Annotated in this window: 20 protein-coding genes; 12 read left to right on the top strand and 8 right to left on the bottom strand. The window is 64.0% G+C overall.

Annotated elements, in window-relative coordinates:
• Nucleotides 1–182 precede the first annotated feature (182 nt).
• From DTW89_RS14130 to DTW89_RS14095, 8 genes are all read left to right on the top strand, one after another.
• Complete coding sequence (locus DTW89_RS14130) at nucleotides 183–932, top strand: 16S rRNA pseudouridine(516) synthase (protein ID WP_051463468.1); 750 nt, start codon at nucleotides 183–185, stop codon at nucleotides 930–932.
• A 47-nt stretch (nucleotides 933–979) separates the two neighbouring features.
• Nucleotides 980–1,897: an EI24 domain-containing protein gene (locus DTW89_RS14125; RefSeq protein ID WP_111868561.1), complete on the top strand. Its 918-nt coding sequence runs from the start codon at nucleotides 980–982 to the stop codon at nucleotides 1,895–1,897.
• Nucleotides 1,894–2,718, top strand: a complete 825-nt coding sequence (locus DTW89_RS14120) for a competence/damage-inducible protein A (protein WP_114656425.1) — start codon at nucleotides 1,894–1,896, stop codon at nucleotides 2,716–2,718. Before DTW89_RS14125 ends, DTW89_RS14120 begins: the two co-directional genes overlap by 4 nt.
• Before the next feature lie 164 nt (nucleotides 2,719–2,882).
• Nucleotides 2,883–4,298 (top strand): type I glutamate--ammonia ligase, encoded by a 1,416-nt coding sequence (glnA, locus tag DTW89_RS14115; RefSeq protein WP_024814606.1) that lies wholly within the window; start codon nucleotides 2,883–2,885, stop codon nucleotides 4,296–4,298.
• 211 nt (nucleotides 4,299–4,509) lie between these two features.
• Entirely contained in the window at nucleotides 4,510–5,019 is a 510-nt protein-coding gene (locus tag DTW89_RS14110; protein ID WP_114656424.1) for a hypothetical protein, read from the top strand.
• Between the two features lie 68 nt (nucleotides 5,020–5,087).
• On the top strand, nucleotides 5,088–6,110 hold the full coding sequence (glnL, locus tag DTW89_RS14105; RefSeq protein ID WP_024814608.1) for a nitrogen regulation protein NR(II): 1,023 nt from the start codon (nucleotides 5,088–5,090) through the stop codon (nucleotides 6,108–6,110).
• A gap of 51 nt (nucleotides 6,111–6,161) precedes the next feature.
• Nucleotides 6,162–7,811 carry a nitrogen regulation protein NR(I) gene (ntrC, locus tag DTW89_RS14100; protein WP_114656423.1) on the top strand — a complete coding sequence of 550 codons (1,650 nt, stop codon included), beginning with the start codon at nucleotides 6,162–6,164 and terminating at the stop codon, nucleotides 7,809–7,811.
• Nucleotides 7,812–8,027: 216 nt separating this feature from the next.
• Nucleotides 8,028–8,960, top strand: a complete 933-nt coding sequence (locus DTW89_RS14095; protein ID WP_114656422.1) for a ferritin-like domain-containing protein — start codon at nucleotides 8,028–8,030, stop codon at nucleotides 8,958–8,960.
• Between the two features lie 93 nt (nucleotides 8,961–9,053).
• Here the strand turns inward: DTW89_RS14095 and xth are convergent, their stop codons facing one another.
• The 6 genes from xth to DTW89_RS14065 form a co-directional block, all read right to left on the bottom strand.
• Entirely contained in the window at nucleotides 9,054–9,830 is a 777-nt protein-coding gene (gene xth / locus DTW89_RS14090) for an exodeoxyribonuclease III (RefSeq protein ID WP_024814611.1), read from the bottom strand.
• A gap of 81 nt (nucleotides 9,831–9,911) precedes the next feature.
• Nucleotides 9,912–10,400 carry a dihydrofolate reductase gene (locus tag DTW89_RS14085; protein WP_024814612.1) on the bottom strand — a complete coding sequence of 163 codons (489 nt, stop codon included), beginning with the start codon at nucleotides 10,398–10,400 and terminating at the stop codon, nucleotides 9,912–9,914.
• Nucleotides 10,401–10,575: 175 nt separating this feature from the next.
• Nucleotides 10,576–11,421, bottom strand: a complete 846-nt coding sequence (locus DTW89_RS14080; protein WP_114656421.1) for a thymidylate synthase — start codon at nucleotides 11,419–11,421, stop codon at nucleotides 10,576–10,578.
• 138 nt (nucleotides 11,422–11,559) lie between these two features.
• Nucleotides 11,560–12,633, bottom strand: coding sequence for a metallophosphoesterase (locus DTW89_RS14075; RefSeq protein ID WP_114656420.1), 1,074 nt, complete (start codon nucleotides 12,631–12,633; stop codon nucleotides 11,560–11,562).
• A gap of 177 nt (nucleotides 12,634–12,810) precedes the next feature.
• A complete protein-coding gene (locus tag DTW89_RS14070) occupies nucleotides 12,811–14,259 on the bottom strand; it encodes an FAD-binding oxidoreductase (RefSeq protein WP_114656419.1) in 1,449 nt (482 codons plus the stop codon).
• A gap of 58 nt (nucleotides 14,260–14,317) precedes the next feature.
• Complete coding sequence (locus tag DTW89_RS14065; RefSeq protein WP_114656418.1) at nucleotides 14,318–14,743, bottom strand: DUF2069 domain-containing protein; 426 nt, start codon at nucleotides 14,741–14,743, stop codon at nucleotides 14,318–14,320.
• A gap of 266 nt (nucleotides 14,744–15,009) precedes the next feature.
• Here DTW89_RS14065 and DTW89_RS14060 point away from each other — a divergent pair, with 266 nt between their 5' ends.
• The gene (locus DTW89_RS14060) at nucleotides 15,010–16,260 is read left to right on the top strand and encodes a YihY family inner membrane protein (RefSeq protein ID WP_114656417.1); all 1,251 of its coding nucleotides are present in this window, start codon (nucleotides 15,010–15,012) and stop codon (nucleotides 16,258–16,260) included.
• A 123-nt stretch (nucleotides 16,261–16,383) separates the two neighbouring features.
• Here DTW89_RS14060 and DTW89_RS14055 read toward each other — a convergent pair whose 3' ends face one another.
• Nucleotides 16,384–17,193: an alpha/beta fold hydrolase gene (locus DTW89_RS14055; protein ID WP_114656416.1), complete on the bottom strand. Its 810-nt coding sequence runs from the start codon at nucleotides 17,191–17,193 to the stop codon at nucleotides 16,384–16,386.
• Nucleotides 17,194–17,195: 2 nt separating this feature from the next.
• Complete coding sequence (locus tag DTW89_RS14050; protein ID WP_114656415.1) at nucleotides 17,196–18,506, bottom strand: O-acetylhomoserine aminocarboxypropyltransferase; 1,311 nt, start codon at nucleotides 18,504–18,506, stop codon at nucleotides 17,196–17,198.
• A 96-nt stretch (nucleotides 18,507–18,602) separates the two neighbouring features.
• On the opposite strand from DTW89_RS14050, the gene DTW89_RS14045 reads away from it, so the two are divergent.
• The 3 genes from DTW89_RS14045 to DTW89_RS14035 all read left to right on the top strand — a co-directional run bounded on the left by DTW89_RS14045 (nucleotide 18,603) and on the right by DTW89_RS14035 (nucleotide 22,166).
• Complete coding sequence (locus DTW89_RS14045) at nucleotides 18,603–19,052, top strand: CBS domain-containing protein (RefSeq protein ID WP_024814620.1); 450 nt, start codon at nucleotides 18,603–18,605, stop codon at nucleotides 19,050–19,052.
• A 199-nt stretch (nucleotides 19,053–19,251) separates the two neighbouring features.
• Nucleotides 19,252–20,349: a chorismate synthase gene (aroC, locus tag DTW89_RS14040; protein ID WP_114656414.1), complete on the top strand. Its 1,098-nt coding sequence runs from the start codon at nucleotides 19,252–19,254 to the stop codon at nucleotides 20,347–20,349.
• Between the two features lie 26 nt (nucleotides 20,350–20,375).
• Nucleotides 20,376–22,166 carry a bifunctional metallophosphatase/5'-nucleotidase gene (locus DTW89_RS14035; RefSeq protein WP_114656413.1) on the top strand — a complete coding sequence of 597 codons (1,791 nt, stop codon included), beginning with the start codon at nucleotides 20,376–20,378 and terminating at the stop codon, nucleotides 22,164–22,166.
• The last annotated feature ends 146 nt before the right edge of the window (nucleotides 22,167–22,312 follow it).

Raw genomic sequence — 22,312 nt, 5'->3', positions numbered from 1 at the left:
AACAGGACAGTGAAACGACTTTGCGCCGATGATAGTGCGGGTTCCCGTGTGAAAGTAGGTCATCGTCAGGCTCTTACAGCCCAGCAACGCCCCCCTCTGTGATCAGAAGGGGGCGTTTCTGCTTTGGCAGTACGCACTTTATTTATAGTGAAACGAAGCGGTAACCCTGTCAGCAGAGAGCTATGCAACTTCAAGATATTTTGTACTCCCAAGGGTTTGGTACTCGCCGTGTATGCGCGGGCTTGGTGCAACATGGGTGGGTAGAGACTGCTCGCCTGGATCCTCTCGCTCCCTTCATCCCCTGTACCGAGGCAACGCTGGATCTCGACATTGCTGACCTGCGGTTGCGTGTTCAGGGGGTGGAGTGGCCCTATCACGCCAAAGCTTATGTGATGCTGCACAAGCCTGCGGGCACGGAGTGTTCGCAGAAACCGTCTACGTATCCAAGCATCTACACTTTGCTTCCAGCACCGCTGCGGCAGCGCCCGTGCAAGAGTGCCATTCAGGGTGTGCAAGCTGTGGGACGTCTTGATCAGGATACGACCGGCCTTTTGTTACTCAGCGATGATGGGCAATTCATCCATCGCATGAGCTCACCGAAAAAGCATGTGCCCAAGGTCTACCGTGTGGTGACCAAACATCCTGTGGACGATCAGCAAATTGAGAGACTGTTGGCAGGCGTTGTGCTGGATGATGACCCCAAACCCGTGCGTGCCGCCGCCTGCATTGCTGTAGGCAGCGATTGTCTGGATCTCACCCTGACAGAAGGAAAGTACCACCAGGTTAAGCGTATGCTGGCCGCTGTGGGGAATCGCGTTGAGGCGTTGCATCGCTCGCGGATCGGAACACTTGAACTTCCCTCTGACTTGGCCCCGGGACAGTGGAAATGGCTTTCTTCCGCTGACCTGCTGAAGCTGACACCCACTTCCTGAGGGGGGCACGATGGGACAGATTGCCGGAGTACGCTGAAGCCCGGGGTATGCTAATGAACATGGGACTCTTGGTTGATTCTTTCTGGCGTGCGGCGGTGTATTGCTTGCGCCCGCGCGTGATCATGCTGTCGTTGGCGCCCTTGCTGCTGATCGGGGTGCTGGGCGGTGCCTGGGGCTATTTTTACTGGGATGGCGCTGTAAGGGGCATGCGCTCGTTGCTGGAGTCTTCTAGTCTGCTCACGACCTTTTGGGGTTGGCTGCAGACTTGGGGCGTGGGTGACGTGACCGCAGTCGTGGCGCCTCTCATGGTTATTCTGGCGGTGACACCCGTATTGGTGGTGTTTTCGCTGCTGGCGGTAGCGCTGCTGATGACACCTGCGTTGGTCGCACTGGTAGCGCAACGCCGTTTTCCCCATCTCGAACGAAAGAAGGGTGGCTCATTCTGGGCGAGCGCAGTGTGGTCACTGGGCTCCAGCTTTTTGGCGGTTCTTGCACTGGTAGTGTCTGTGCCATTGTGGCTGGTGCCGCCTTTGGTGCTGGTACTGCCGCCGTTGATCTGGGGTTGGCTGACCTACCGTGTGATGGCGTTTGATGCGCTGGCTGAACATGCCAGCAAGGAAGAGCGCCGTGAGATTTTGCAACGCCATCGAACCCGTTTATTGGGGATTGGCATATTGACCGGGTATTTGGGGGCTGCGCCAAGTCTTGTATGGGCCTCGGGGGTTATTTTTGCCGCCGCTTTTTTCATTTTGGTGCCACTGGCGATCTGGATTTACACCCTGGTTTTTGCGTTTTCGTCCCTCTGGTTTGCACACTATTGCCTTGCCGCTCTGGAGCGTTTGCGTTCTGAGGGTAGTGCGCTGTCTGCATCGGTTGTCCCTGTCGGCGATCCAGCCGCTGTTGCCATTGCGGCCAGTTCTGACTTCACCCCTGCCGCCTTCACTTCAGAAAACAAAATGCCATGAATTCGCATATCGGCCTGATCATCGTGGGGGATGAAATTCTCTCGGGCAAGCGTGCTGACAAGCACATGCCAAAGGTCATCGAGTTGCTGTCAGCGCGCGGACTGGCCCTGTCGTATGCCGACTACGTGGGCGACTGCCCCGAGCGCATCACGGCCACGCTGCACCGTGCATTCTCGTCAGCCGATATCGTCTTCTCGTGCGGCGGGATTGGCGCCACCCCCGACGACCACACGCGCCAGTGCGCGGCAAGGGCGTTGGGTGTGGATCTGGTGTTGCACCCCCAGGCCGAGGTGCTTATCCGCGAGCGCATGCAGGACACCGCCCGCGAGCAGGGCGTGCCTTACGAGACAGATCGGCCGGACAACGTACATCGCCTCAATATGGGGGTGTTCCCGGAGGGCGCACGCATTGTGCCCAACCCTTACAACAAAATCCCTGGTTTCAGCTGCAACGGCCCCGGAGGCGGCGCAGTGCATTTCGTGCCGGGATTCCCGGTGATGGCATGGCCCATGATCGAGTGGGTGCTGGACCATGAATACCCACACCTTTTCAATCGGTCTCCGCAGACAGAGCAGTCTGTCATTGTCTTTGGTGCCATGGAGTCGGCGCTCGCACCCCTGATGGAGCGCATTGAGCAGCAGCACCCCGACATCCGGGTATTCAGTCTGCCCAGCGTCGATCATCCACAATACGGGCGCCACATAGAATTGGGCGTGAAGGGACCTGCAGCGGACGTTCCGGCCGCTTGGACAGATTTGCTGGCGGGGTTGCACGATGTTGGTGCGAATTGCGGCCCTGAATTGGTGCGAAAACTCCGGTAGTCGTCTTTGCACGCTTGCGTGCACTGTTTTGGTGAGGCGGGGTGCCGAAGTACTCTTGTATCACCTTGAGTGCTCCGTCCCTGTGCATGAAAGCACTGACCTGGCACGCAAACTGCTTTTCGTTTGGAAGATTTTTTAACAAGCGCTTTACCCAGGAGAACCTGATGGCCAAGACCGTTGCAGACGTGATGAAACTGGTGAAGGAAAACGAAGTCAAATTCGTAGACTTCCGCTTTACCGATACCCGTGGCAAACAGCACCACACCACGGTGCCCGTCTCGCATTTTGACGAAGACAAGTTTATTTCGGGCCATGCCTTTGACGGCTCTTCAATTGCCGGATGGAAGGGGATCGAAGCCTCCGATATGCAGCTGATTCCCGACCCGAATTCGGCCAATATCGACCCGTTTTTCGAAGAAACGACGCTGATCCTGACCTGTGACGTGATCGAGCCCAGCGATGGGAAGTCGTATGACCGCGATCCCCGCTCGGTCGCCAAGCGGGCCGAAGCCTACCTGAAGGCCTCTGGTCTGGGTGACACGGCATTCTTCGGTCCCGAGCCCGAGTTCTTCATTTTCGACGGCGTGCGCTGGAGCACCGAGCCCAACAACACCTTCTACGAAATCGAAGAGTACGAAGCACCGTGGAACACCGGCGCCAAGCTTGAAGGTGGCAACCGGGGGCACCGTCCCACGGTCAAGGGTGGTTACTTCCCCGTGCCGCCGGTCGACAGCACGCAAGACATGCGCGCTGAAATGTCGCTGATCCTCGAATCTCTGGGCATTCCGGTTGAAGTGTTCCACCACGAAGTGGCGGGTGCAGGCCAGAACGAAATCGGCACGCGTTTTAGCACCTTGGTCGAACGCGCCGACTGGACCATGCTGCAAAAGTATGTGATCCATAACGTTGCCAATGCCTACGGCAAGACCGCCACCTTCATGCCCAAGCCCTACCACGGTGACAACGGTTCGGGTATGCATGTGCACCAGTCGGTCTGGAAAGACGGCAAAAACCTGTTCGCAGGCGACGGCTATGCAGGTCTGTCGGACTTTGCGCTGTACTACATCGGCGGCATCATCAAGCACGCCCGTGCGCTGAACGCCATCACCAACCCCGGCACCAACAGCTACAAGCGCCTGGTGCCCCACTTCGAAGCACCGGTGAAGCTGGCTTATTCGGCCAAGAACCGTTCTGCCTCGATCCGCATTCCTTACGTGGCCAACCCCAAGGGTCGCCGTGTGGAAGCCCGCTTCCCCGATCCGCTCATGAACCCCTACCTGGGCTTTGCCGCCCTGCTGATGGCGGGTCTGGACGGCGTGGAAAACAAGATCCATCCCGGCGAAGCGGCCACGAAGGATCTGTACCATCTGCCGCCGGAAGAAGACAAGTTGGTGCCGACTGTGTGCCACAGTCTCGACCAAGCGCTGGAAGCGCTGGACAAGGACCGCGGCTTCCTGACCAAGGGTGGTGTGTTCTCCGAGAGCATGATCGACGCCTACATCGAGCTGAAGATGACCGAAGTCACGCGTTTTCGCATGGCCGTGCATCCGGTCGAATACGACATGTACTACTCGCTGTAATCGCCTGCCCGCAGGCCATCGCATCCAAAGGCGGCGCAAGCCGCCTTTTTTCATGGTGCCACGGTAGGTTGGGGGCTGGATCCGGAACCAAGCCATCATCTGTTGCATCCTTCCACAATAGCCTGTGGCGGCTACGGCTGCCCAATTGGTGATGCGCGGTGATTAGGGGATACTCAACAACACCCCTGCCTAGCAAGTGCGAGGAAACTGAATGAAAAAAACGCTCACTACCCTGATAGTCATCGCTGCCATGGCACCCGCCGCTTGGGCGCAGGACCGCATTTATCGCTGCGGCAACGAATACACCAACAACGCCGCACAGGCCAAGGAGCGCGGCTGCAAGCTGGTCGAGGGCGGAAACGTCACCGTGATACAGGGTGTCCGCCCCAGCCCCAAGGCATCGGGCGCTGCGGCGCCGAGTGGGGCCACCGCCTCGCCAGCCGGAGCCCCTCGGATCGACAACAACGACCAGCGCGCCCGCGATGCCGATGCGCGTGCCATTCTGGAGTCCGAGCTGCGCAAGGCCGAGGCGCGCCATGCCGATTTGTTGAAGGAATACAACGACGGCGCACCCGTGCGCAATGCGCTGGAGTTGCGCAATCCCCAGCTTTACATGGAGCGCACTGCCGAGCTCAAGGCGAGCGTGGCGCGCAGCGAGAGTGATCTGGCCGGAATCCGGCGTGAACTGGCACGCGTCGCCCCCTCCAGCGGTGCAAAGTAAACAGGGTGGAGCGCTCGGTGCCTGATTCACTCGCAGCAGAAACAGAGCGCTTTCACTCGCTGGACCTGATGTCCACACTGGTGGCGGTGCTGCGCTCGGACGGTGCCGTGCAGTTTGCCAATGCGGCGCTGGAGAACACGCTGGGTTTGTCGCGGCGCACGCTGGAAGGGGCAGATTTTTCTTCTTTCTTTACCGACCCGGCGCTGCTGCAGACGGCATTGGCCGGTGCGCGCGGCAGGGACTTTGCTGCGCTCCGCTATGAAGCCAGCCTCAAGCGCCTGCACCAGGAGCCTGTGCCCGTGCATGTCAACGTGGCCGATGCCGAGCAGGTGGGCGAAATTCTGGTGGAGCTATGGCCCCTGGAACAGCACGCCCGCCAGGATCGCGAAGAGCGCCTGCGCGACCAGGCCCAGGCCAACAAGGAACTGATTCGCAACCTGGCCCACGAAATCAAAAATCCCCTGGGTGGCATCCGTGGTGCGGCGCAGTTGCTGGAGATGGAGCTGGAAAGCCGCGAGCTCACCGAATACACCCAGGTCATCATCCATGAGGCCGACCGCCTGCAAAGCCTCGTAGACCGGCTGCTGGCGCCGCACCGTCACCCGCATCTGGTGGGAGACGTCAACATCCATGAGGTGTGCGAGCGCGTGCGCTCGCTGGTGCTCGTCGAGTATCCGCAGGGCCTCAAGGTGCAGCGCGACTACGACACCTCCATCCCCGAGTTCCGTGGTGACCGTGCGCAGCTCATTCAGGCGCTGCTCAATGTGGTGCAAAACGCTGCCCAGGCCCTTACAGAGCGCATTGCTGCGGGGGACGCGGTGATCACGCTGCGCACCCGCGTGGCCCGACAGGTAACGTTTGGTCGCCAGCGCTATCGGTTGGCACTGGAATTGCATGTCATCGACAACGGACCGGGCGTGCCCGATGCCATCAAGGAGCGTATTTTTTACCCTCTGGTGTCGGGCCGGGACGGCGGATCAGGGCTGGGGCTTACGTTGGCGCAAACCTTCGTGCAGCGCCACCATGGGTTGATCGAATGCGACAGCGTACCGGGTCGCACCGATTTCCGATTCCTGATCCCCTTGCCTTGACAGCGCATGATGGTCCCTGACACGCAACCACAGGGAAGGTAAGAAAAACATATGAAGCCGATCTGGATAGTAGATGACGACCCCTCGATCCGCTTCGTCCTGGAAAAGGCGCTGGCCCGCGAGAACCTGCCCACGCGCAGCTTTACGAACCCCCGCGAAGTGCTGGAGGCACTGACCCAGATCCCCGTGGGCGACCCCGCGCGGCAAGGCCCCCAGATTCTGGTCAGTGACATCCGTATGCCCGGTGGCTCGGGGTTGCAGTTGCTGGAAAAGGTGCGCGAATTGCAGCCAGGGCTGCCCGTCATCATCATGACGGCGTATTCCGATCTTGACAGCGCCGTCTCGGCCTTTCAGCGCGGAGCTTTTGAATACCTGCCCAAGCCGTTCGATCTGCCCAAGGCCGTGGAGCTGATCCGCCGTGCAGTCGAAGAAAGCCAGCGCGAGGAAGTCACCGAAGAGCGCCAAGCCGTCAACGCGGAAATGCTGGGCCAGGCGCCCGCCATGCAGGACGTGTTCCGTGCTATCGGCCGACTGAGCCAGAGCCAGGTCACTGTGCTGATCACGGGTGAATCGGGATCGGGCAAAGAGCTGGTGGCCCGTGCCCTGCACAAGCATTCGCCCTGCGCAGACGGCCCCTTTGTGGCCATCAACACGGCAGCCATCCCGAAGGACCTGCTCGAATCCGAGTTGTTTGGCCACGAGCGCGGCGCCTTCACGGGTGCACAAACCCAGCGGCGCGGCCGATTCGAGCAGGCCGAGGGCGGCACGCTGTTTCTTGATGAAATCGGCGACATGCCGTTTGATCTGCAAACCCGCCTGCTGCGCGTGCTGTCGGACGGCCAGTTTTACCGCGTGGGCGGCCACGCGGCCGTGAAGGCGCATGTGCGCGTGATTGCTGCCACCCACCAGGACCTGGAAAAGCGCGTCAAGGAAGGCGGCTTTCGCGAAGACTTGTTCCACCGCCTCAACGTGATCCGCCTTCGTCTGCCTGCGCTGCGCGAGCGGCACGAGGACGTACCCATGCTCACGCGCCACTTTTTGCAGCAAAGCGCGCGTCAGCTGGGTGTAGAGCCCAAGCGCATTGCCGAATCGGCCCTCGCGCGGCTGGAACAGTTTGCGTTTCCGGGCAACGTGCGCCAGCTGGAGAACATCTGCCACTGGCTGACGGTGATGGCGCCAGCCCAGGTGATCTCGCTCCAAGACCTGCCGCCCGAGGTGCTGGAAGCGCCCGTTTACCAGCCGACCACGCGCGGCGTGCCGGGGCCTGCCGCGGCGGTGGTGGCCGAGCGCCACGAGTCCCTTGAGGTTGCGACCATTGCAACGGTGGCTTCGGGCACAGCGACTGAATCGGTACCTCAAGCTACTGCCGGGTCGGGCGCAACCCACCTTTCCAGGGACGATGGGGCGGCGCCGGTCAACGGGTATGGCGGGGCCAATGTCACTATCAATGGCACGGCAAATGGCACAACAAACGGTGGCTGGGAGCACGCGCTGGAAAGCGAAGCACAAAGGCTGCTGGCGGGCGGTCAGCCCGAGGTGTGGGATGCCCTCACGCGGCGGTTTGAATCGCGCCTGATCCGCACTGCGCTGGCAGCCACGCATGGCCGGCGCATGGAGGCTGCGCAGCGGCTGGGCATAGGCCGCAACACCATCACTCGCAAGATCCAGGAGCTGGGGCTTGATGCGCCGGATGAGGGGTAAATAGCCTTCGTACGCTTGTGTGGCAAGCGCTTGTAGCTATTAATAAGATAGTGAGTTGACACGCTCTGCCAGCGGGGCAGGGTGGTGTCCAAAGGCAACGCGCTGGGCGGGCGTGCCATGCGGGCATCGTCCTACAGGCATGTTCTCCATGGGCCGACCCGCGGGGCCGCTCTCGCTTCTGACAATGAAATCACTGTTAACCAACCGGAGATTTTCATGTCGGAATACAACCAGGCCAACCGTGACCCCCTGACCAACGAACCGGGTGCACACCCCGTCGGAACCGGGCTGGGCGCTGCCATGGGTGGAGCCGCCACCGGTGCTGCCGTGGGCGCAATGGCGGGCCCAGCCGGGGCGGCTGTGGGCGGTGTGGTCGGCGCCGTCGCAGGTGGGCTTGCAGGCAAGGCCGCTGCTGAGGCGCTGAACCCTACCCATGAAGACGCGTACTGGCGCGATGCCTATTTGCGTGAACCCTATTACGTCAGTGGCCGCACCTACGAGCAATACCAGCCCGCTTATGAGCTGGGCTGGAGCTCGGTGACCCGCTACGACGGTGACTTTGACGCCATCGAGCCGCGCCTGGCCGATGACTGGCGCGCCCGCCATGCCGATTCTGGTCTGTCGTGGACCGATGTGCGTCCCGCCACGCGCGCAGCGTGGGACCGCGCAGCGCGGGTTCGTTCGGCGCAGGTGGTTGACCAAGATGGCGTGATCAGTGTGCTGAACGATTTGCTTGAATCGTGCCGCGACGGCGAATACGGCTTCAAGGCCTGCGCCGAAAACACAGACGCCGCCGACCTGAAGGAAATTTTCAACCGGCACGCGCGCGAATGTGCGGTGGCTGCCGCTGAATTGGAGCGTGAAGTCCGCACCCGGGGTGGCGAGCCTGCCAGCGGTGGCACAGTGGCCGGTGCGCTGCATCGGGGCTGGGTGTCGGTCAAGACAGCGCTGAGCACGCAGGACGACAAGGCCGTGCTGGAAGAGTGCGAGCGAGGAGAAGACGCTGCCGTGGCGCGTTACCGGGCGGCCCTCAAAGCCACGCTGCCCTTTGAAGTGCGCGCCCTGATCGAGCGCCAGGCCCAGGGAGCCCGGCGCAATCACGATGAAGTCCGGGCGCTGCGCGATCGCTTCGCCGCCGTGTCGCGCTAACTGAGCAAAGCGCCGATGCCGTGGGTATCGGTGCACATTGCGGCGGCCTGCGTTGCCATCGCAAGGCGTCGTGCGCGGCTTTGCCTGCAATCCTCAGCCCAATGTCACCACTACCGGAGCGTGGTCACTTGGCTGGGGGTTTTTGCGTGGGGCGCGGTCGATGGTGCAGGCGCTCACCGAGCCGCGCAAGGCCTCACTCACCAGAATGTGGTCGATGCGCAGGCCCCGGTTTTTCTGAAAGCCCAGCATCCGGTAGTCCCACCACGAATAGCTTTTTTCGGGCTGCTCGAACATGCGGTAGGCATCTGTCAGCCCCAGCGCCAGCAGGGCCTGGAAGTGCGCCCGCTCTTCAGTGGTGTGGTGAATGGTTTCGCGCAGACCCACGGGGTCATAAGAGTCGCGGTCTTGCGGCGCCACGTTGAAGTCACCCACCAATACCAGGCGCGGATGCGCTGTCATTTCGGCGCGCACCATGTCCTGCAGTGCCTGCAGCCAGCGCATCTTGTAGGCAAACTTTTCGGAGCCCGGCTCCTGTCCATTCACAAAATAGCCATTGATCAACCGCAGCGGGCCTGTGGGGGTGTCCAGCGTGGCAGCGATCACGCGGGCCTGCTCGTCCCCAAAGCCCGGAATGTTGCGCACCACATCGCGCAGCGGGTGGCGGCTCAAAATCGCAACGCCGTTGTAGGTTTTTTGCCCGAAGGCGGCCGCTTCATAGCCCGCGGCCTGGAGCGCATCGTGCGGAAACTTGTCGTCGGTGAGCTTGAGCTCTTGCAGGCACAGCGCGTCCACCGGGTTGGCGGCCAGCCATTGAAGCACCTGGGGCAGGCGCACCGACAGAGAATTCACGTTCCAGGTGGCAATTTGCATGGTTTTTGGCCTTTAGCCCTTATCCATTAAGCGCTATTAGCTATCAATAAATGAGTGATTGGTGTTGAAGGTGCTGCGCTGTCAGGCGGCGCGCACGTAGCGTACAAAGCTGAACGGCACCCCGCTGGCGCTGGTGTGGTCCTCGCGTGCGGCTTCGGTCCATTCGGGGCCGAGCACGGGCGCGTAAGCATCGCCGTCCACGTTTTGCGCAATTTCGGTGACTTCGATGCGCTGGGCCAGTGGCAGGGCCTGGGCGTAGATTTGCGCGCCGCCCATCACCCACACGGTTTCAGAAGAAGCACAAAACTGTAGCGCCTCGCGCAGGCTGGATGCGCGCTGCACGCCATCTTGATGCCAATCGGGCTGGCGCGTGATGACGATGTTGATGCGCCCCGGCAGGGGGCGAAAGCGCTCGGGCAGCGAGTCCCAGGTCTTGCGCCCCATGATGACCGGGCAGCCCAGCGTGAGGCGTTTGAAATGCGCCAGGTCTTCCGGCAAGTGCCAGGGCATGGTGCCGTCCTTGCCGATGACTCCATTGGCGGCGCGCGCGTAGATGAGAGCGATGTCCATGTGGTTGTCCATTCATCAAACGCTGTATCGGCTGCGTAAGAAACCGGCGCGCCGCAGTCCAGTGCCGCCGCGCAAGGGCCGCCCCGCCGCGCTGGCGGCGTCCCCCTGCCCGAGGCGCGCAGCGCAGCGAGAGCGGGGGGAAGGCGCCGAAGGCGACTCAGGGGGGTGCTTCACTTCACACTGCCACGGGGGCTTTGATGGCCGGGTGGTGCTCATAGCCGACAACCTCGAAGTCTTCGAACTGGTAGTCAAAGATGCTGTCGGGCCGGCGCTTGATGTGCAGCGTGGGGTAGGGGTAGGGCGTGCGCGCCAGCTGCGTTTGCACCTGCTCGGTGTGGTTGCTGTAGATATGGCAGTCGCCGCCGGTCCAGATGAAGTCGCCCACCTCCAGGTCGCACTGCTGCGCCACCATGTGCGTGAGCAGCGCGTAGCTGGCGATGTTGAAGGGCACGCCCAAAAAGATGTCGGCGCTGCGCTGGTAAAGCTGGCAGCTCAGGGTGCCCTTGCCGCCGGGTGTGGTGGCGGGGGCCACATAAAACTGGAAAAAGGCATGGCACGGCATCAGCGCCATCTTGTGCAGCTCGGCCACGTTCCAGCTGCTCACGATGATGCGGCGCGAGTCGGGGTTGGTTTTGAGCGTCTGGATGACTTCGCTGATCTGGTCAATGTGGCCACCGTCGGGCGTGGGCCAGCTGCGCCACTGCACGCCATAGACCGGGCCGAGGTCGCCATCGGGGCGCGCCCATTCGTCCCAGATCGTGACGCCGCGCTCTTTAAGCCAGTGGTTGCTGCTGGAGCCCGTGAGGAACCACAGCAGCTCCACGATGATGGATTTGAGGTGCACCTTTTTTGTGGTCACCAGCGGAAAGCCCTCGCGCAGATCAAACCGCATCTGGTGCCCAAAAACGCTCTTGGTGCCGGTGCCCGTGCGGTCGCCCTTGTCTACGCCGTGCGTGAACACATGGCGCATGAAGTCTTCGTATTGCGTGCGGACGGGGCGCTGGGTTGGGGTGAAAGTCATGGGAAAAACCAGGCGTTGGAAGCGTTTGACAAAGGGCGGCGGCGGGCTGTGCCGTCGGGGCCGATAGTGTGCCACCGATGGCCTGGGCGGGTGTCGTGGCAGCGGGGAGGCCGGGCTGCGGGGTGTGCCCGGGACGTCTCAGGAGCCAAACCCCGTGGTGGCTACGGTGGTTCCGTTCTCGAACAGCAGCGTGCGTTCGGGCCAGCGCAGGGCGGCCAGCTGGTATTGCGGGTCGTGGGGCGTGAAGGCCTTGCGCGCCCGCCAGCGTCCGCCGACCGAGTAGTCCACGCAAAAGACGTTGTGGCGCTGGCCGTGCCAGGCAAAGGGCGGCGTGTGGCCAAACAGGCCCGCTTCTTCGGGTGTCAGGGCGGCCAGGGCATCGGGTGTGGACACGACGGGGCGCCGCCAGTAGTGGCCCATCACCACCGGGGTGGCGTCGGTGTAGCTGTCCCACCAGGCCATGCGCTCGACAAAGCGCCATTTTCCGCCCGCGTGAAAAGGGTCGGTGCCCTGGCGTTCAACCCCCGAGGTCAGCACCTTGAGCGGGTTCAGCATGGCCTTGAGCAGCTCGTTGTCGGCATGGGCCTGCAAAAACGGCGGCTTGTGCAGCGGGTCTTCCAGGTCGTGCGGCCACTGCTGGCGCTCGGTGGCCATGCGCCGGGCCAGTGTGCCGTCTTGCGCCTGCCGGCGCACCTCGGCTTCCCAGTGGTCGTACTCGGCGCGGACGCTGCCGGGCGGCAACTGGCGCACTGCGGCAATCTGGGCGGGCAGCCATGCGGCGTGCACGATGCGCAGGTCTGGCCGCTCCAGTGCCACGGGCAGCGTGCCCAGAAACGCCACGATGGCGGCGCGCTCACTGGCTGTCGGGCGGGCAAAGGGTGCGTATTTGTCGTGGTCGGACGCCAGGCGGGCATCGAAGTACCACCCTGCGCCATCTTTGGCGTCGTTGCGCAGCAGGTTGATCTCGTGGTTGCCGATCACGGCCACGGCGCGGCCGCTGGCCACCAGGTGCGCCACCCGCGCGAGCACCGCAGGGCTGTCGGGGCCCCGGTCGCAAAAGTCACCCACAAAGACCAGCGTGCGGCCATCCGGGTGCCGCCCCTGGGCGTCGTAGCCCAGGTGGGCCAGCAGCGAGTGCAGCGCGTCGATTTCGCCATGGATGTCGCCGACGATGTCGAGCGGTCCTGGGGGCAGGTCTTGGATGAGGCTCATGCGGTGCGTGGTCTGTGGGCCAGATTATTGGTGTTTTAAGGCTCTGGCCCTTTGGGAGTAAGCGCTAAGCGCTATCAAATTAATAAACTTTGCACAGGGTGGCGGGGCTGGGCCTGAAGCGGGCAATGCCGCGCCCTTTGCACCGTGCCACCCTGGCCTTGTGCCTTGTGCCGGGCGTCAGCGCGCCGGGGCAGGCGGCATGGGCGGTGTCTTGCTCAGCACGCGCCCGGGGTTCATGGTGCCCTGCGGGTCGAGCGCGGCCTTGATGGCGCGCATCATGGTCAGCGCCGTGGGCGACTGGTATTTCTCCAGTTTTTCCACCTTCAGTGCGCCAATGCCGTGCTCGGCCGAGAATGAGCCGCCAAATTGCGCCACGGCCTCGTACACCAAGTGGTTGACGTGTGCCTCCTGCTCGCGCAGGAACACCTTGGGGTCGCTGTCTGCGGGGGCCTGCACGTTGTAATGCAGGTTGCCGTCGCCCAAGTGGCCGAAGTTGACCAGGCGCACGCCCGGGATCTCGCGCACCATCATGGCGTCGGCATATTCGACAAACGCCGGAATGCGCGAAATGGGCACCGAGATGTCGTGCTTGATGTTGAGCCCTTCTTCGGCCTGTGCCAGCGGAATGTTCTCGCGGATATGCCACAGGTTGTGCGCCTGCGAGAGGTTTTCTGCCACGACGGCGTCGGTTACGCAGCCGGCCTCAAAAGCGGTTTCGAGCAGCGCCTCAAAGCGTGCGCGGGCGTGGTCCTCGGATTCGCTGTCGGAATTTTCGAGCAGCACGCCGTAGGGCACGTCCTCCTGCTCGATAAAAGGCACGCGCAACTGTGGCATGTGCTTGTGCACCAGGCCCAGGGCAAAGCGGCCCATCACTTCAAAGCCCGTGAGCCCCGCGCCCAGGTGCTGGTGCGCCAGGCCCAGCAGTGCCACGGCATGTTCCATCGAGGGCACAGCGGCCCAGGCGGTGAGCTGCGCGGCGGGCCGGGGATAGAGCTTGAGCGTGGCGGCGGTGATGACGCCCAGCGTGCCTTCGCTGCCAATGAACAGGTCGCGCAGGTCGTAGCCCGTGTTGTCCTTGCGCAGGCCCTTGAGGCCGTTCCACACCTCGCCCTGCGGCGTGACCACTTCGAGGCCCACGCACAGGTCGCGGGCGTTGCCATAGCGCACCACCTGCGTGCCGCCCGCATTGGTGCCCAGGTTGCCGCCGATGGTGCAGCTGCCCTCGGCCGCCAGCGACAGAGGGAACAAAAGCCCCGCCTGGCTGGCCGCGTCCTGCACGTTCTGCAGGATGCAGCCGGCCTCCACCGTCATGGTGAGGTTGTCCTTGTCGAGGGCGCGCACGGCGTTCATGCGCGCAAGGCTCAGCACCACCTGCGTGCCCGAGGTGTCGGGTGTCGAGCCCACGGCCAGGCCGGTGTTGCCGCCTTGGGGCACGATGGATGTGCCCGCGGCGGCGCAGGCCCGCACCACGGCTGCCACTTCGTCGGTATTGCCGGGGCGCACCACGGCCAGCGCTTTGCCGCGCTCGCGGCGGCGCCAGTCCTGCTCCCAGGCACCGAGATCGCCCTCGGTCAGGACATGGGCGGCGCCCACAATGCGCTGCAGGGTGTCGATCAAAGTGGACATACGGGTCTTTCAGGTAATCAGTGAACGGGGTGGCACGTACCGGCGGCGCAGGGGCTCGTCAGGGTGCAACGGCGGTGGCGGTGTCTGCCGTGGCCTGTGCCTGGGCCTGCGCCCGGGCGTTGCGCTGGCGCAGCCGCACATGCAGGGTGCAGGCCGTGAACAGCACCAGGCACAGCACGATCTCGCCCCCTGCCAGCCACGAGCCCGGCCGGGCGTCGCCCCAGGCGCGCACCACGCCTTCAATGAAATACAGCCAGATCACCAGACTGACCCAGCGGTAGGTGTACATGCGGTTCTTCAGGATGCCGGCCAGCGGAATGCACAGTGGCAGCGCCTTGAGCGCCAGCCACGAGCCACCGGGGCGCAGCGGGGCCAGCACCAGCTCCCAGGCCAGGCACAGCACAATCAGCGCCAGCAGGCTGCCTGCGGCCAGCCAGCGGGTGGCGGCAACGGCGTTGCCAGGGGGGGATAAGGAAGGGTTCATGGCGTGTGTTGTCAGAAAAATGGGCGGTGCCGGTGGCGCACAAGCCAGGTGGTTGGGCCCACAATGCGCGCTCGATCAATGCAATTCGGTCCGATGCCCGTTGAACCCCTCACCCGGAACTTGTCGAAGGGCTTCGACAAGCACCGCCTGAACCGCCTGAGCGGTATTGGAGATTTCAACGGGCCGGATCCATCAATAATCCGTGTCCATGCAGCGTTTTTACAGTAACCAAACGGCCCGTGGCCGGGCCTAGGATCATATCGGCCATGTCCTTGACCCCACAGACCGTGGTCCAGCGCCTGCAGGCTTTGGTGGCCGAGTTGTCGCGCTTTCCCTGGGCAACCACCGCCCAGACGCTGCGCGAGCGGTTTCGTGAAGACCGCCTGGGCCTGACGGCCAGCAGCCTCACCTTCACCACCATCCTGGCCCTGGTTCCTTTTGTGACCGTGGCGCTGGCCTTGTTCACGGCCTTTCCCATTTTTGGCGAGCTGCAGGTGGTGCTGCAGCGCTGGCTGGTGGACAGCCTGGTGCCCGACAGCATCTCGCGTCAGGTGCTGGGCTACCTCACGCAGTTTGCTGCCCAGGCCAGCCGGCTGGGGGTGGCGGGGTTCAGCATTTTGCTGGTGACGGCGCTGGCGCTGATTTTGACCATTGACCGCACCCTCAACAACATCTGGCGCGTGCGGCGTCTGCGGCCGCTGGGCCAGCGGGTGCTGATTTATTGGGCAGCGATCACGCTGGGGCCCGTGGTGCTGGGTGCCAGCCTGGCGCTCACGTCGTATGTGATGTCAGCCTCGGGCGGGCTGGTGCGGGCCGTGCCCGATGGCCTGCGCCTGCTGTTCGACTCCATCGAGTTCCTGGTGCTGGCATTGGGCATGGCAGCGCTCTACCACTACGTGCCCAACACGCCCGTGAAATGGCGCCACGCCTGGGTGGGCGGCCTGTTTGTGGCGGTATGCATCGAGCTGGCCAAGAAGGTGCTGGCGCTTTACCTGGGCAAGGTGCCCACCTATTCAGTGGTGTATGGCACCTTCGCCACGCTGCCCATCTTGCTGGTCTGGATCTATGTGGCGTGGGTCATCGTGCTGCTGGGGGCGGTGGTTGCGGCCTACCTGCCCAGCCTGCTGGCCGGCGTGGCGCGGCGCGGCACGGTGCCGGGCTGGACTTTTCAGCTGGCGGTGGAGGTGCTGCAGGAGCTTCAGCGCGCGCGCCGCCACATCGGCAAAGGCCTGCGTGCCAGCCAGCTCGCGCAGCTGCTGCGCGTGGATGTGCTGCAACTGGCGCCGGTGCTCGATGCCCTGACCGCGCTGGACTGGGCGGGGCGCACCAGCGACCCGGCGCAAAGCGCGGCCGACGACCCCGAGCCGCGCTATGTGCTGCTGGCCGATCCCGAACGAACCCTGCTGGCGCCTTTGCTGCAGCGCCTGCTGCTGGACCGCACCGACACCCTGGAGCCGCTGTGGAGCAACGCCGGGCTGGCGCAGCTGCATCTGTCGGATTTGCTTCAAAAAGAATAGCTGATAGCGCTTTCTGGATAAGCGCTAGCGGCATTTTTGACTTGTATTATTCGGAAAAACGGTGAGCACCGCGCCACCATGCTCTGCCAGCGGATTGGCCGCCGGCAGGGGGATGGCCGGTGTTCAGCGGGCGAGAAAATCCCGGATGGCCATCAGCGTGCCGTCGGGGTCCTCGGTCATCTGGTTGTGCCCCACGGGCAGACTCACCACCTGCACGGCCTTGCCCGTGCTGCGGGCTGTGGCAATGAGGATCTGGGCGGCCTTGGGCATGGTCATCTGGTCTTGCGCACCCAGCACAAACAGCACCGGGCACTGCACCTGGGCCATGGCCTGCTCGCCGTTGGCATAGCAGTCACAGGCCACGAAGCCCCGGTGGAACAGGTTGACCTGCGGGTTGCTGCGCAGCACCTTGCGGCCCAACGCCATGCCCGCGCCATACACACAAAAGCCCGCACCCGAGGGCGGTGCCAGCGTGCTGCGCGAGAACACGTTGACCATGCGCAGCGCCTTCTCGGGCTCGTTCAATGCCGATTCGATGAGGGTGGGCGAGACCTTCATGGGGTAGGCCGTGCCCACCAGCACCAGGTGGCTCACGCGTGGGCCCAGCTGGGCTGCCGCCTCCAGCGCAATCAGCGAGCCCCAGCTGTGGCCGATCAGCGCGGCGCGGTCAATGCCCAGGGCATCGAGCAGCGCCGCCACAAACGCAGCGCCTTGCTCGACGCTGGCCGGCGCATCGCCGCCGCTGCGGCAATGGCCGGGCAGATCGACGGCCAGCACGTTCCAGCCGTGGTTGGCCATGTAGCGGCTTTGCAAGGCCCACACGCTGTGGTCGTTGAGTACGCCGTGGATGAACACCACCGTGGGCTTGGCGGCATCAAACGCCTTGCCGCCGGTGTAGCAATAAATGGCAGCGCCGTTGACTTGAATGTGCATGGTCAGGCCCCCGCTTTCTCGGCGGCTTTCAGCGCGCGCTTGAGATCGTCGATCAGGTCATCGGCATCTTCCAGGCCAATGGACAGGCGGATCGTGCCCTGGGTGATGCCCGCATCGGCCAGGGCCTCGTCGCTCATGCGGAAATGCGTGGTGCTGGCCGGGTGGATCACCAGGCTGCGGCAGTCGCCCACATTGGCCAGGTGGCTGAAGACCTTGAGGGTTTCGATGAACTTCTTGCCCTGCTCGCGGTTGCCCTTGAGATCAAAGCTGAACACCGAGCCAGCGCCGCGTGGCAGCAGCTTTTGCGCGAGCGCGTAGCTCCCGTGCGATGCCAGCATGGGGTGGCCCACGCGCGCTACAAAGGGTTGTGCTGCCAGAAATTCCACCACTTTTTCGGTGTTGCGCATGTGCTGCTGCATGCGAAGGGGCAGGGTTTCGATACCCTGCAGGATGAGCCAGGCGGTGTGCGGGCTCATGCAGGCGCCAAAGTCGCGCAGGCCCTCGCGGCGCGCGCGCAGCAAAAAGGCGCCCACGCTGCTTTCTTCGGTGAACACCATGTTGTGAAAGCCGTCGTAGGGTTGGGTCAGCTCGGCAAACTTGCCGGCGGATTTCGGGCCATCCCAGTCAAAACTGCCACCGTCGACCACGATGCCGCCCACCACGGTGCCGTGGCCCGACAGGAACTTGGTGGCCGAGTGGTAGACCAGGTCTGCGCCATGCTCGAACGGCTTGATGAGCCAGGGCGAGGTGAGGGTGGAGTCCACCAGCAGCGGTACGCCGGCCTCGTGGGCTATTGAAGAAACGGTGGGGATGTCCAGCACCTCCAGGCCCGGGTTGCCCACGGTTTCGCCAAAGAACAGCTTGGTGTTGGGGCGCACGGCCGCGCGCCAGGCATCAATGTCGCCGGGCTTCACAAAGGTGGTTTCAATGCCGAAGCGGCTGAGGGTGTAGTGCAGCAGGTTCTGCGAGCCACCATACAGCGCCGTGCTGGCCACGATGTGGCTGCCAGCGCCCATCAGCGTGGCAACGGCCAGGTGCAGGGCAGCCTGGCCACTGGCCGTGGCCACCGAGCCAACGCCGCCTTCGAGTGCCGCCACACGTTGCTCCAACACGGCATTGGTGGGGTTGCTGATGCGGCTGTAGACATGGCCCGGACGTTCGAGGTTGAACAGCGAGGCGGCGTGGTCGCTCGATTCAAAAACGAACGAGGTGGTCAGGTGGATGGGCACGGCACGCGCGCCGGTGGCGGGGTCGGGCGAGGCGCCTGCGTGCAGCGCCAGCGTGTCAAAGCCGGGGTCGGAGTAACCGGGCATCTTGTGTCTCCAAGGTTGTCTGTGCAGCCGGGCATTGTGGGCTATATTTGCCGTGAATCAGCCTGTTGCGCCCAGCGCGCCCTCGGAGACAACACCATGAAAGTCAGCGACATCCTTCGCGTCAAGGGGAACACCCTCTACACCGTGACACCGGACGAACCCCTTGCCGTTGCCTTGAGCGTGATGGCTGAAAAAGACATCGGCTCGCTGGTGGTGATGGAGCTGGGCGACCTGGTGGGCATGCTCACCTTCCGCGAAGTGATCCAGGCCACCGTGCGCAACGGCGGCAGCGTGGGTGCCCTGCGCGTACGCTCGGCCATGGACGACCATCCCCTGACCTGCACGCTCGAAACCGACATGGACGAGGTGCGCCGCATGATGCTCGATCGCCACGCGCGCTACATGCCGGTGATGGACAAGAAAATGCTCATGGGCGTGATCAGCTTCTACGATGTGGCCAAGGCCGTGGTGGACGCCCAGAATTTCGAGAACAAGATGCTCAAGGCCTACATCCGCGACTGGCCGGAGGAAAAGACAACCCCCTGAGGCGACAACCCCTCAGTCGCCTTCGGCGCCTTCCCCCTTCTCTCGCATTGCTGCGCAACGCGGAAAGGGGGACGCCACCGGCGCGGCGGGGCGGCCCTTGCGCGGCGGCTCTGGCCTGGGCCGCGCGGGCGCAGGCGGTGGGGGCTTTTCTCGTGCGCTGTGTCTTTGCGTGGGTGGTCGTCTGGGATAATCCGGCGCCATGAGCGGCAACACCTTCGGTACCTTATTCGCAGTCACCAATTTTGGTGAATCCCACGGCCCGGCCATTGGCTGCGTGATCGACGGCTGCCCGCCCGGCATGTCGCTCACAGAGGCCGATATCCAGGCCGACCTCGACCGTCGCCGCCCCGGCACCAGTCGGCACGTCACGCAGAGGAGCGAGCCCGATGCGGTCGAAATTCTTTCCGGCGTCTACGAGGGCAAGACCACCGGCACGCCGATTGCCCTGCTGATCCGCAACACCGACCAGCGCAGCAAGGACTACAGCAACATCGCCGAGAGCTTTCGGCCCGGCCATGCCGACTACACCTACTGGCACAAATACGGCATCCGCGACCCGCGCGGTGGCGGCCGTTCGTCAGCGCGCCTGACAGCGCCCACGGTGGCCGCGGGTGCCGTGGCCAAGAAGTGGCTGGCCCAGCAATACGGCGCCCAGTTTCGTGCCTGCATGACGCAGCTCGGCGAGCTGGCCATCCCGTTCGAGGGCTGGGAGCATGTGCGCAACAATCCGTTTTTTGCACCAGTGGCCGATGTCGCGCAGTACGAGGACTACATGGATGGGCTGCGCAAGGCCGGCGACTCGTGCGGCGCACGCATCCGCGTGCAGGCCACGGGCGTGCCGGTGGGGCTGGGCGAGCCCTTGTTCGACAAGCTCGACGCCGACATCGCCTACGCCATGATGGGCCTGAACGCCGTGAAGGGCGTGGAGATTGGCGCCGGCTTTGCCAGCGTGGCCCAGCGCGGCACCGTGCACGGCGATTCCATGAGCCCGCAAGGCTTTCGCAGCAACAACGCGGGCGGCGTGCTCGGCGGCATCAGCACCGGACAAGACCTGGAAGTGAGCATTGCCATCAAGCCCACCAGCTCCATCATCAGCCCGCGCGAGTCGATTAACATCCACGGCCACAGCGCCGAAGTCATCACCAAGGGGCGCCACGACCCCTGCGTGGGCATTCGCGCCGCGCCCATTGCCGAGGCCTTGCTGGCGCTGGTGGTGATGGACCACGCGTTGCGCCACCGCGCCCAGTGCGCCGATGTGGTGGCCAACGTGCCGCCCATCCGGGCTTCTTTCCTTTAAGGGCTCCGGTGGCCCGTTTGCCTGCGATGGCACGGGGATTATCGCGCCGGGGCCTGCGCACCGCCGTGTCCCTGGGCATGCTGGCGGCCCTGGCGGGTTGTGCCGCCGTGGCACCGGCGCCGCAGCACATCGACATCACGCTGATCGGTTTCAACGACCTGCACGGCCATCTGGAGCCGCCCCGCCTGGTGGTGCGCGTGCCGGGGCCTGACGGCGCTGTGGCCGTGCCGGCCGGTGGCGCGGCCTATCTGGCCAGCGCCATTGCGGCGCTCAAGGCCAGCAATCCGCACCACGCGGTGGTGTCTGCCGGTGACATGGTGGGGGCTTCGCCGCTGGTGTCGGCCCTGTTTCTGGACGAGCCCACCATCGAGGCCGTCAACCGCATGCAGATCGACTTCAACGCCGTGGGCAACCACGAGTTTGACCGTGGCTGGCGTGAGTTGCTGCGGTTGCAGCATGGCGGTTGCGAGCAGTTCACTGTGCGCACGCCCTGCCAGATATCCCGTTCGTTTGAGGGCGCCCGCTTCGGTTCTCTGGCCGCCAACACCGTGCGCGAGGATGGTCAGACGCTGTTGCCGCCCACGGGGCTCAAGCGGTTTCACGAAGGGGGCGCCACGGTTACCGTGGGGTTCATCGGTCTCACGCTCAAGGCCACCCCCACCATGGTGTCGCCCGCCGGCGTAGTCGGGCTGCGGTTCGAGGACGAGGCCGCCACTGCCAACGCGCTGGTGCCGCAGTTGCGCGCCCAGGGCGCCGATGTCATCGTGGTGGTGATCCACGAGGGCGGAGGCACCACGGCAGGCATCACCGAGACCAGTTGCGCGGGGCTCAGCGGCGACATCGTGCCCATCCTTGAGCGGCTGGACCCGGCGATCGACGTAGTGGTGTCGGGCCACACCCATCGGGCCTATGTGTGCGACTACGCCAGCGTGAACCCGCAGCGCCCATTTCTGCTGACCAGCGCGGGCCTGTATGGCACGCTGGTGACCGACATTGCCCTGCGCGTGGAGACCCGCACACGTCGCGTAGTGCGCAAGACGGCGCGCCAGGTCATCGTGCAGGGCGAAGGGTTCACGGGCCCGCAGGGCCGTGTGAACACAAGCGCCGTTGTACCCGTGTTTCCTGCCGACGCCGGTGTGCAGCAGTTGGTGGCCACTTACCATGCGGCGGCCGTGCCGCTGGCCCAGCGGCCCGTGGGGCAGGCCACCGCTGCCATCCTGCGGCAACCCGGCCCGTCGCTCGAATCGCCGCTGGGCAACCTGATTGCCGATGCCCAGCTGCATGCGACGCGCCTGCCCGGGCAGGGCGGGGCGCAGATGTCCTTCATGAACCCCGGCGGCGTGCGCGCCGACCTGGTGCCCGACGAGCAGGAGCTGGTGCGCTATGGGCAGTTGTTTGCCGTGCAACCCTTTGGCAACCACCTGGTCGTCAAGACCTTCACCGGGGCGCAGCTGCGTGCGGCGCTGGAGCAGCAGTTTGACAGTGGCACCAACACGCCCGAGCGGCCGCGCGTGCTGTCGGTGTCGGCGGGGTTTGGCTATTCCTACGACCTCTCGCGGCCCGCCGGTGCGCGCATCAGCCACATGGTGCTGCACGGCCAGCCACTGACCGATGAGGCCCGTGTGCGCGTCGCAATGAGCAACTACCTGGCGGGCGGTGGCGACAATTTCACGGTGTTTGCCCAAGTGCCGGACATGCTGGGCGGTGGCCAGGATCTGGACGCACTGGAGGCCTATTTCCGCGCCAGCAGCCCCTTGGCACCTCCGGCGACGAACCGCATCACCCGCAGTGCACAGGCCACCGGGCCCAACCAATAAGGCCAAAAAGTGCCCCTAGCAGGCTGCTGAAATACTCCCCAGCGTCCGAACCTGTTCAGCGGCCGTAGCCGCATTTTTCCGTATCCTGAAAGTCAACCCCTCAAAATCGCCTGCTTTCAGTCGCAAAGCACGGTTTTTTTGCCCCT

The organism is Acidovorax sp. BoFeN1, from assembly GCF_003345135.1.
In the GTDB taxonomy this organism is placed as follows: Bacteria; Pseudomonadota; Gammaproteobacteria; order Burkholderiales; family Burkholderiaceae_C; genus Acidovorax; species Acidovorax defluvii.
The sequence above is the reverse complement of the archived record's forward strand: the minus strand, read 5'-3'. Positions and strand labels throughout refer to the sequence as shown.

What these genes read in the sequence shown, in the direction of transcription:
- DTW89_RS14080 (WP_114656421.1), bottom strand. Translation starts at nt 11,421, where the DNA reads ATGACTTTCACCCCAACCCAGCGCCCCGTCCGCACGCAATACGAAGAC.
- DTW89_RS14045 (WP_024814620.1), top strand. Translation starts at nt 18,603, where the DNA reads ATGAAAGTCAGCGACATCCTTCGCGTCAAGGGGAACACCCTCTACACC.
- xth (WP_024814611.1), bottom strand. Translation starts at nt 9,830, where the DNA reads ATGCAAATTGCCACCTGGAACGTGAATTCTCTGTCGGTGCGCCTGCCC.
- DTW89_RS14130 (WP_051463468.1), top strand. Translation starts at nt 183, where the DNA reads ATGCAACTTCAAGATATTTTGTACTCCCAAGGGTTTGGTACTCGCCGT.
- DTW89_RS14060 (WP_114656417.1), top strand. Translation starts at nt 15,010, where the DNA reads ATGTCCTTGACCCCACAGACCGTGGTCCAGCGCCTGCAGGCTTTGGTG.
- aroC (WP_114656414.1), top strand. Translation starts at nt 19,252, where the DNA reads ATGAGCGGCAACACCTTCGGTACCTTATTCGCAGTCACCAATTTTGGT.
- ntrC (WP_114656423.1), top strand. Translation starts at nt 6,162, where the DNA reads ATGAAGCCGATCTGGATAGTAGATGACGACCCCTCGATCCGCTTCGTC.
- glnA (WP_024814606.1), top strand. Translation starts at nt 2,883, where the DNA reads ATGGCCAAGACCGTTGCAGACGTGATGAAACTGGTGAAGGAAAACGAA.
- DTW89_RS14065 (WP_114656418.1), bottom strand. Translation starts at nt 14,743, where the DNA reads ATGAACCCTTCCTTATCCCCCCCTGGCAACGCCGTTGCCGCCACCCGC.
- DTW89_RS14055 (WP_114656416.1), bottom strand. Translation starts at nt 17,193, where the DNA reads ATGCACATTCAAGTCAACGGCGCTGCCATTTATTGCTACACCGGCGGC.
- DTW89_RS14085 (WP_024814612.1), bottom strand. Translation starts at nt 10,400, where the DNA reads ATGGACATCGCTCTCATCTACGCGCGCGCCGCCAATGGAGTCATCGGC.
- DTW89_RS14120 (WP_114656425.1), top strand. Translation starts at nt 1,894, where the DNA reads ATGAATTCGCATATCGGCCTGATCATCGTGGGGGATGAAATTCTCTCG.
- DTW89_RS14095 (WP_114656422.1), top strand. Translation starts at nt 8,028, where the DNA reads ATGTCGGAATACAACCAGGCCAACCGTGACCCCCTGACCAACGAACCG.
- DTW89_RS14125 (WP_111868561.1), top strand. Translation starts at nt 980, where the DNA reads ATGCTAATGAACATGGGACTCTTGGTTGATTCTTTCTGGCGTGCGGCG.
- DTW89_RS14075 (WP_114656420.1), bottom strand. Translation starts at nt 12,633, where the DNA reads ATGAGCCTCATCCAAGACCTGCCCCCAGGACCGCTCGACATCGTCGGC.
- DTW89_RS14050 (WP_114656415.1), bottom strand. Translation starts at nt 18,506, where the DNA reads ATGCCCGGTTACTCCGACCCCGGCTTTGACACGCTGGCGCTGCACGCA.
- DTW89_RS14110 (WP_114656424.1), top strand. Translation starts at nt 4,510, where the DNA reads ATGAAAAAAACGCTCACTACCCTGATAGTCATCGCTGCCATGGCACCC.
- DTW89_RS14070 (WP_114656419.1), bottom strand. Translation starts at nt 14,259, where the DNA reads ATGTCCACTTTGATCGACACCCTGCAGCGCATTGTGGGCGCCGCCCAT.
- glnL (WP_024814608.1), top strand. Translation starts at nt 5,088, where the DNA reads ATGTCCACACTGGTGGCGGTGCTGCGCTCGGACGGTGCCGTGCAGTTT.
- DTW89_RS14035 (WP_114656413.1), top strand. Translation starts at nt 20,376, where the DNA reads ATGGCACGGGGATTATCGCGCCGGGGCCTGCGCACCGCCGTGTCCCTG.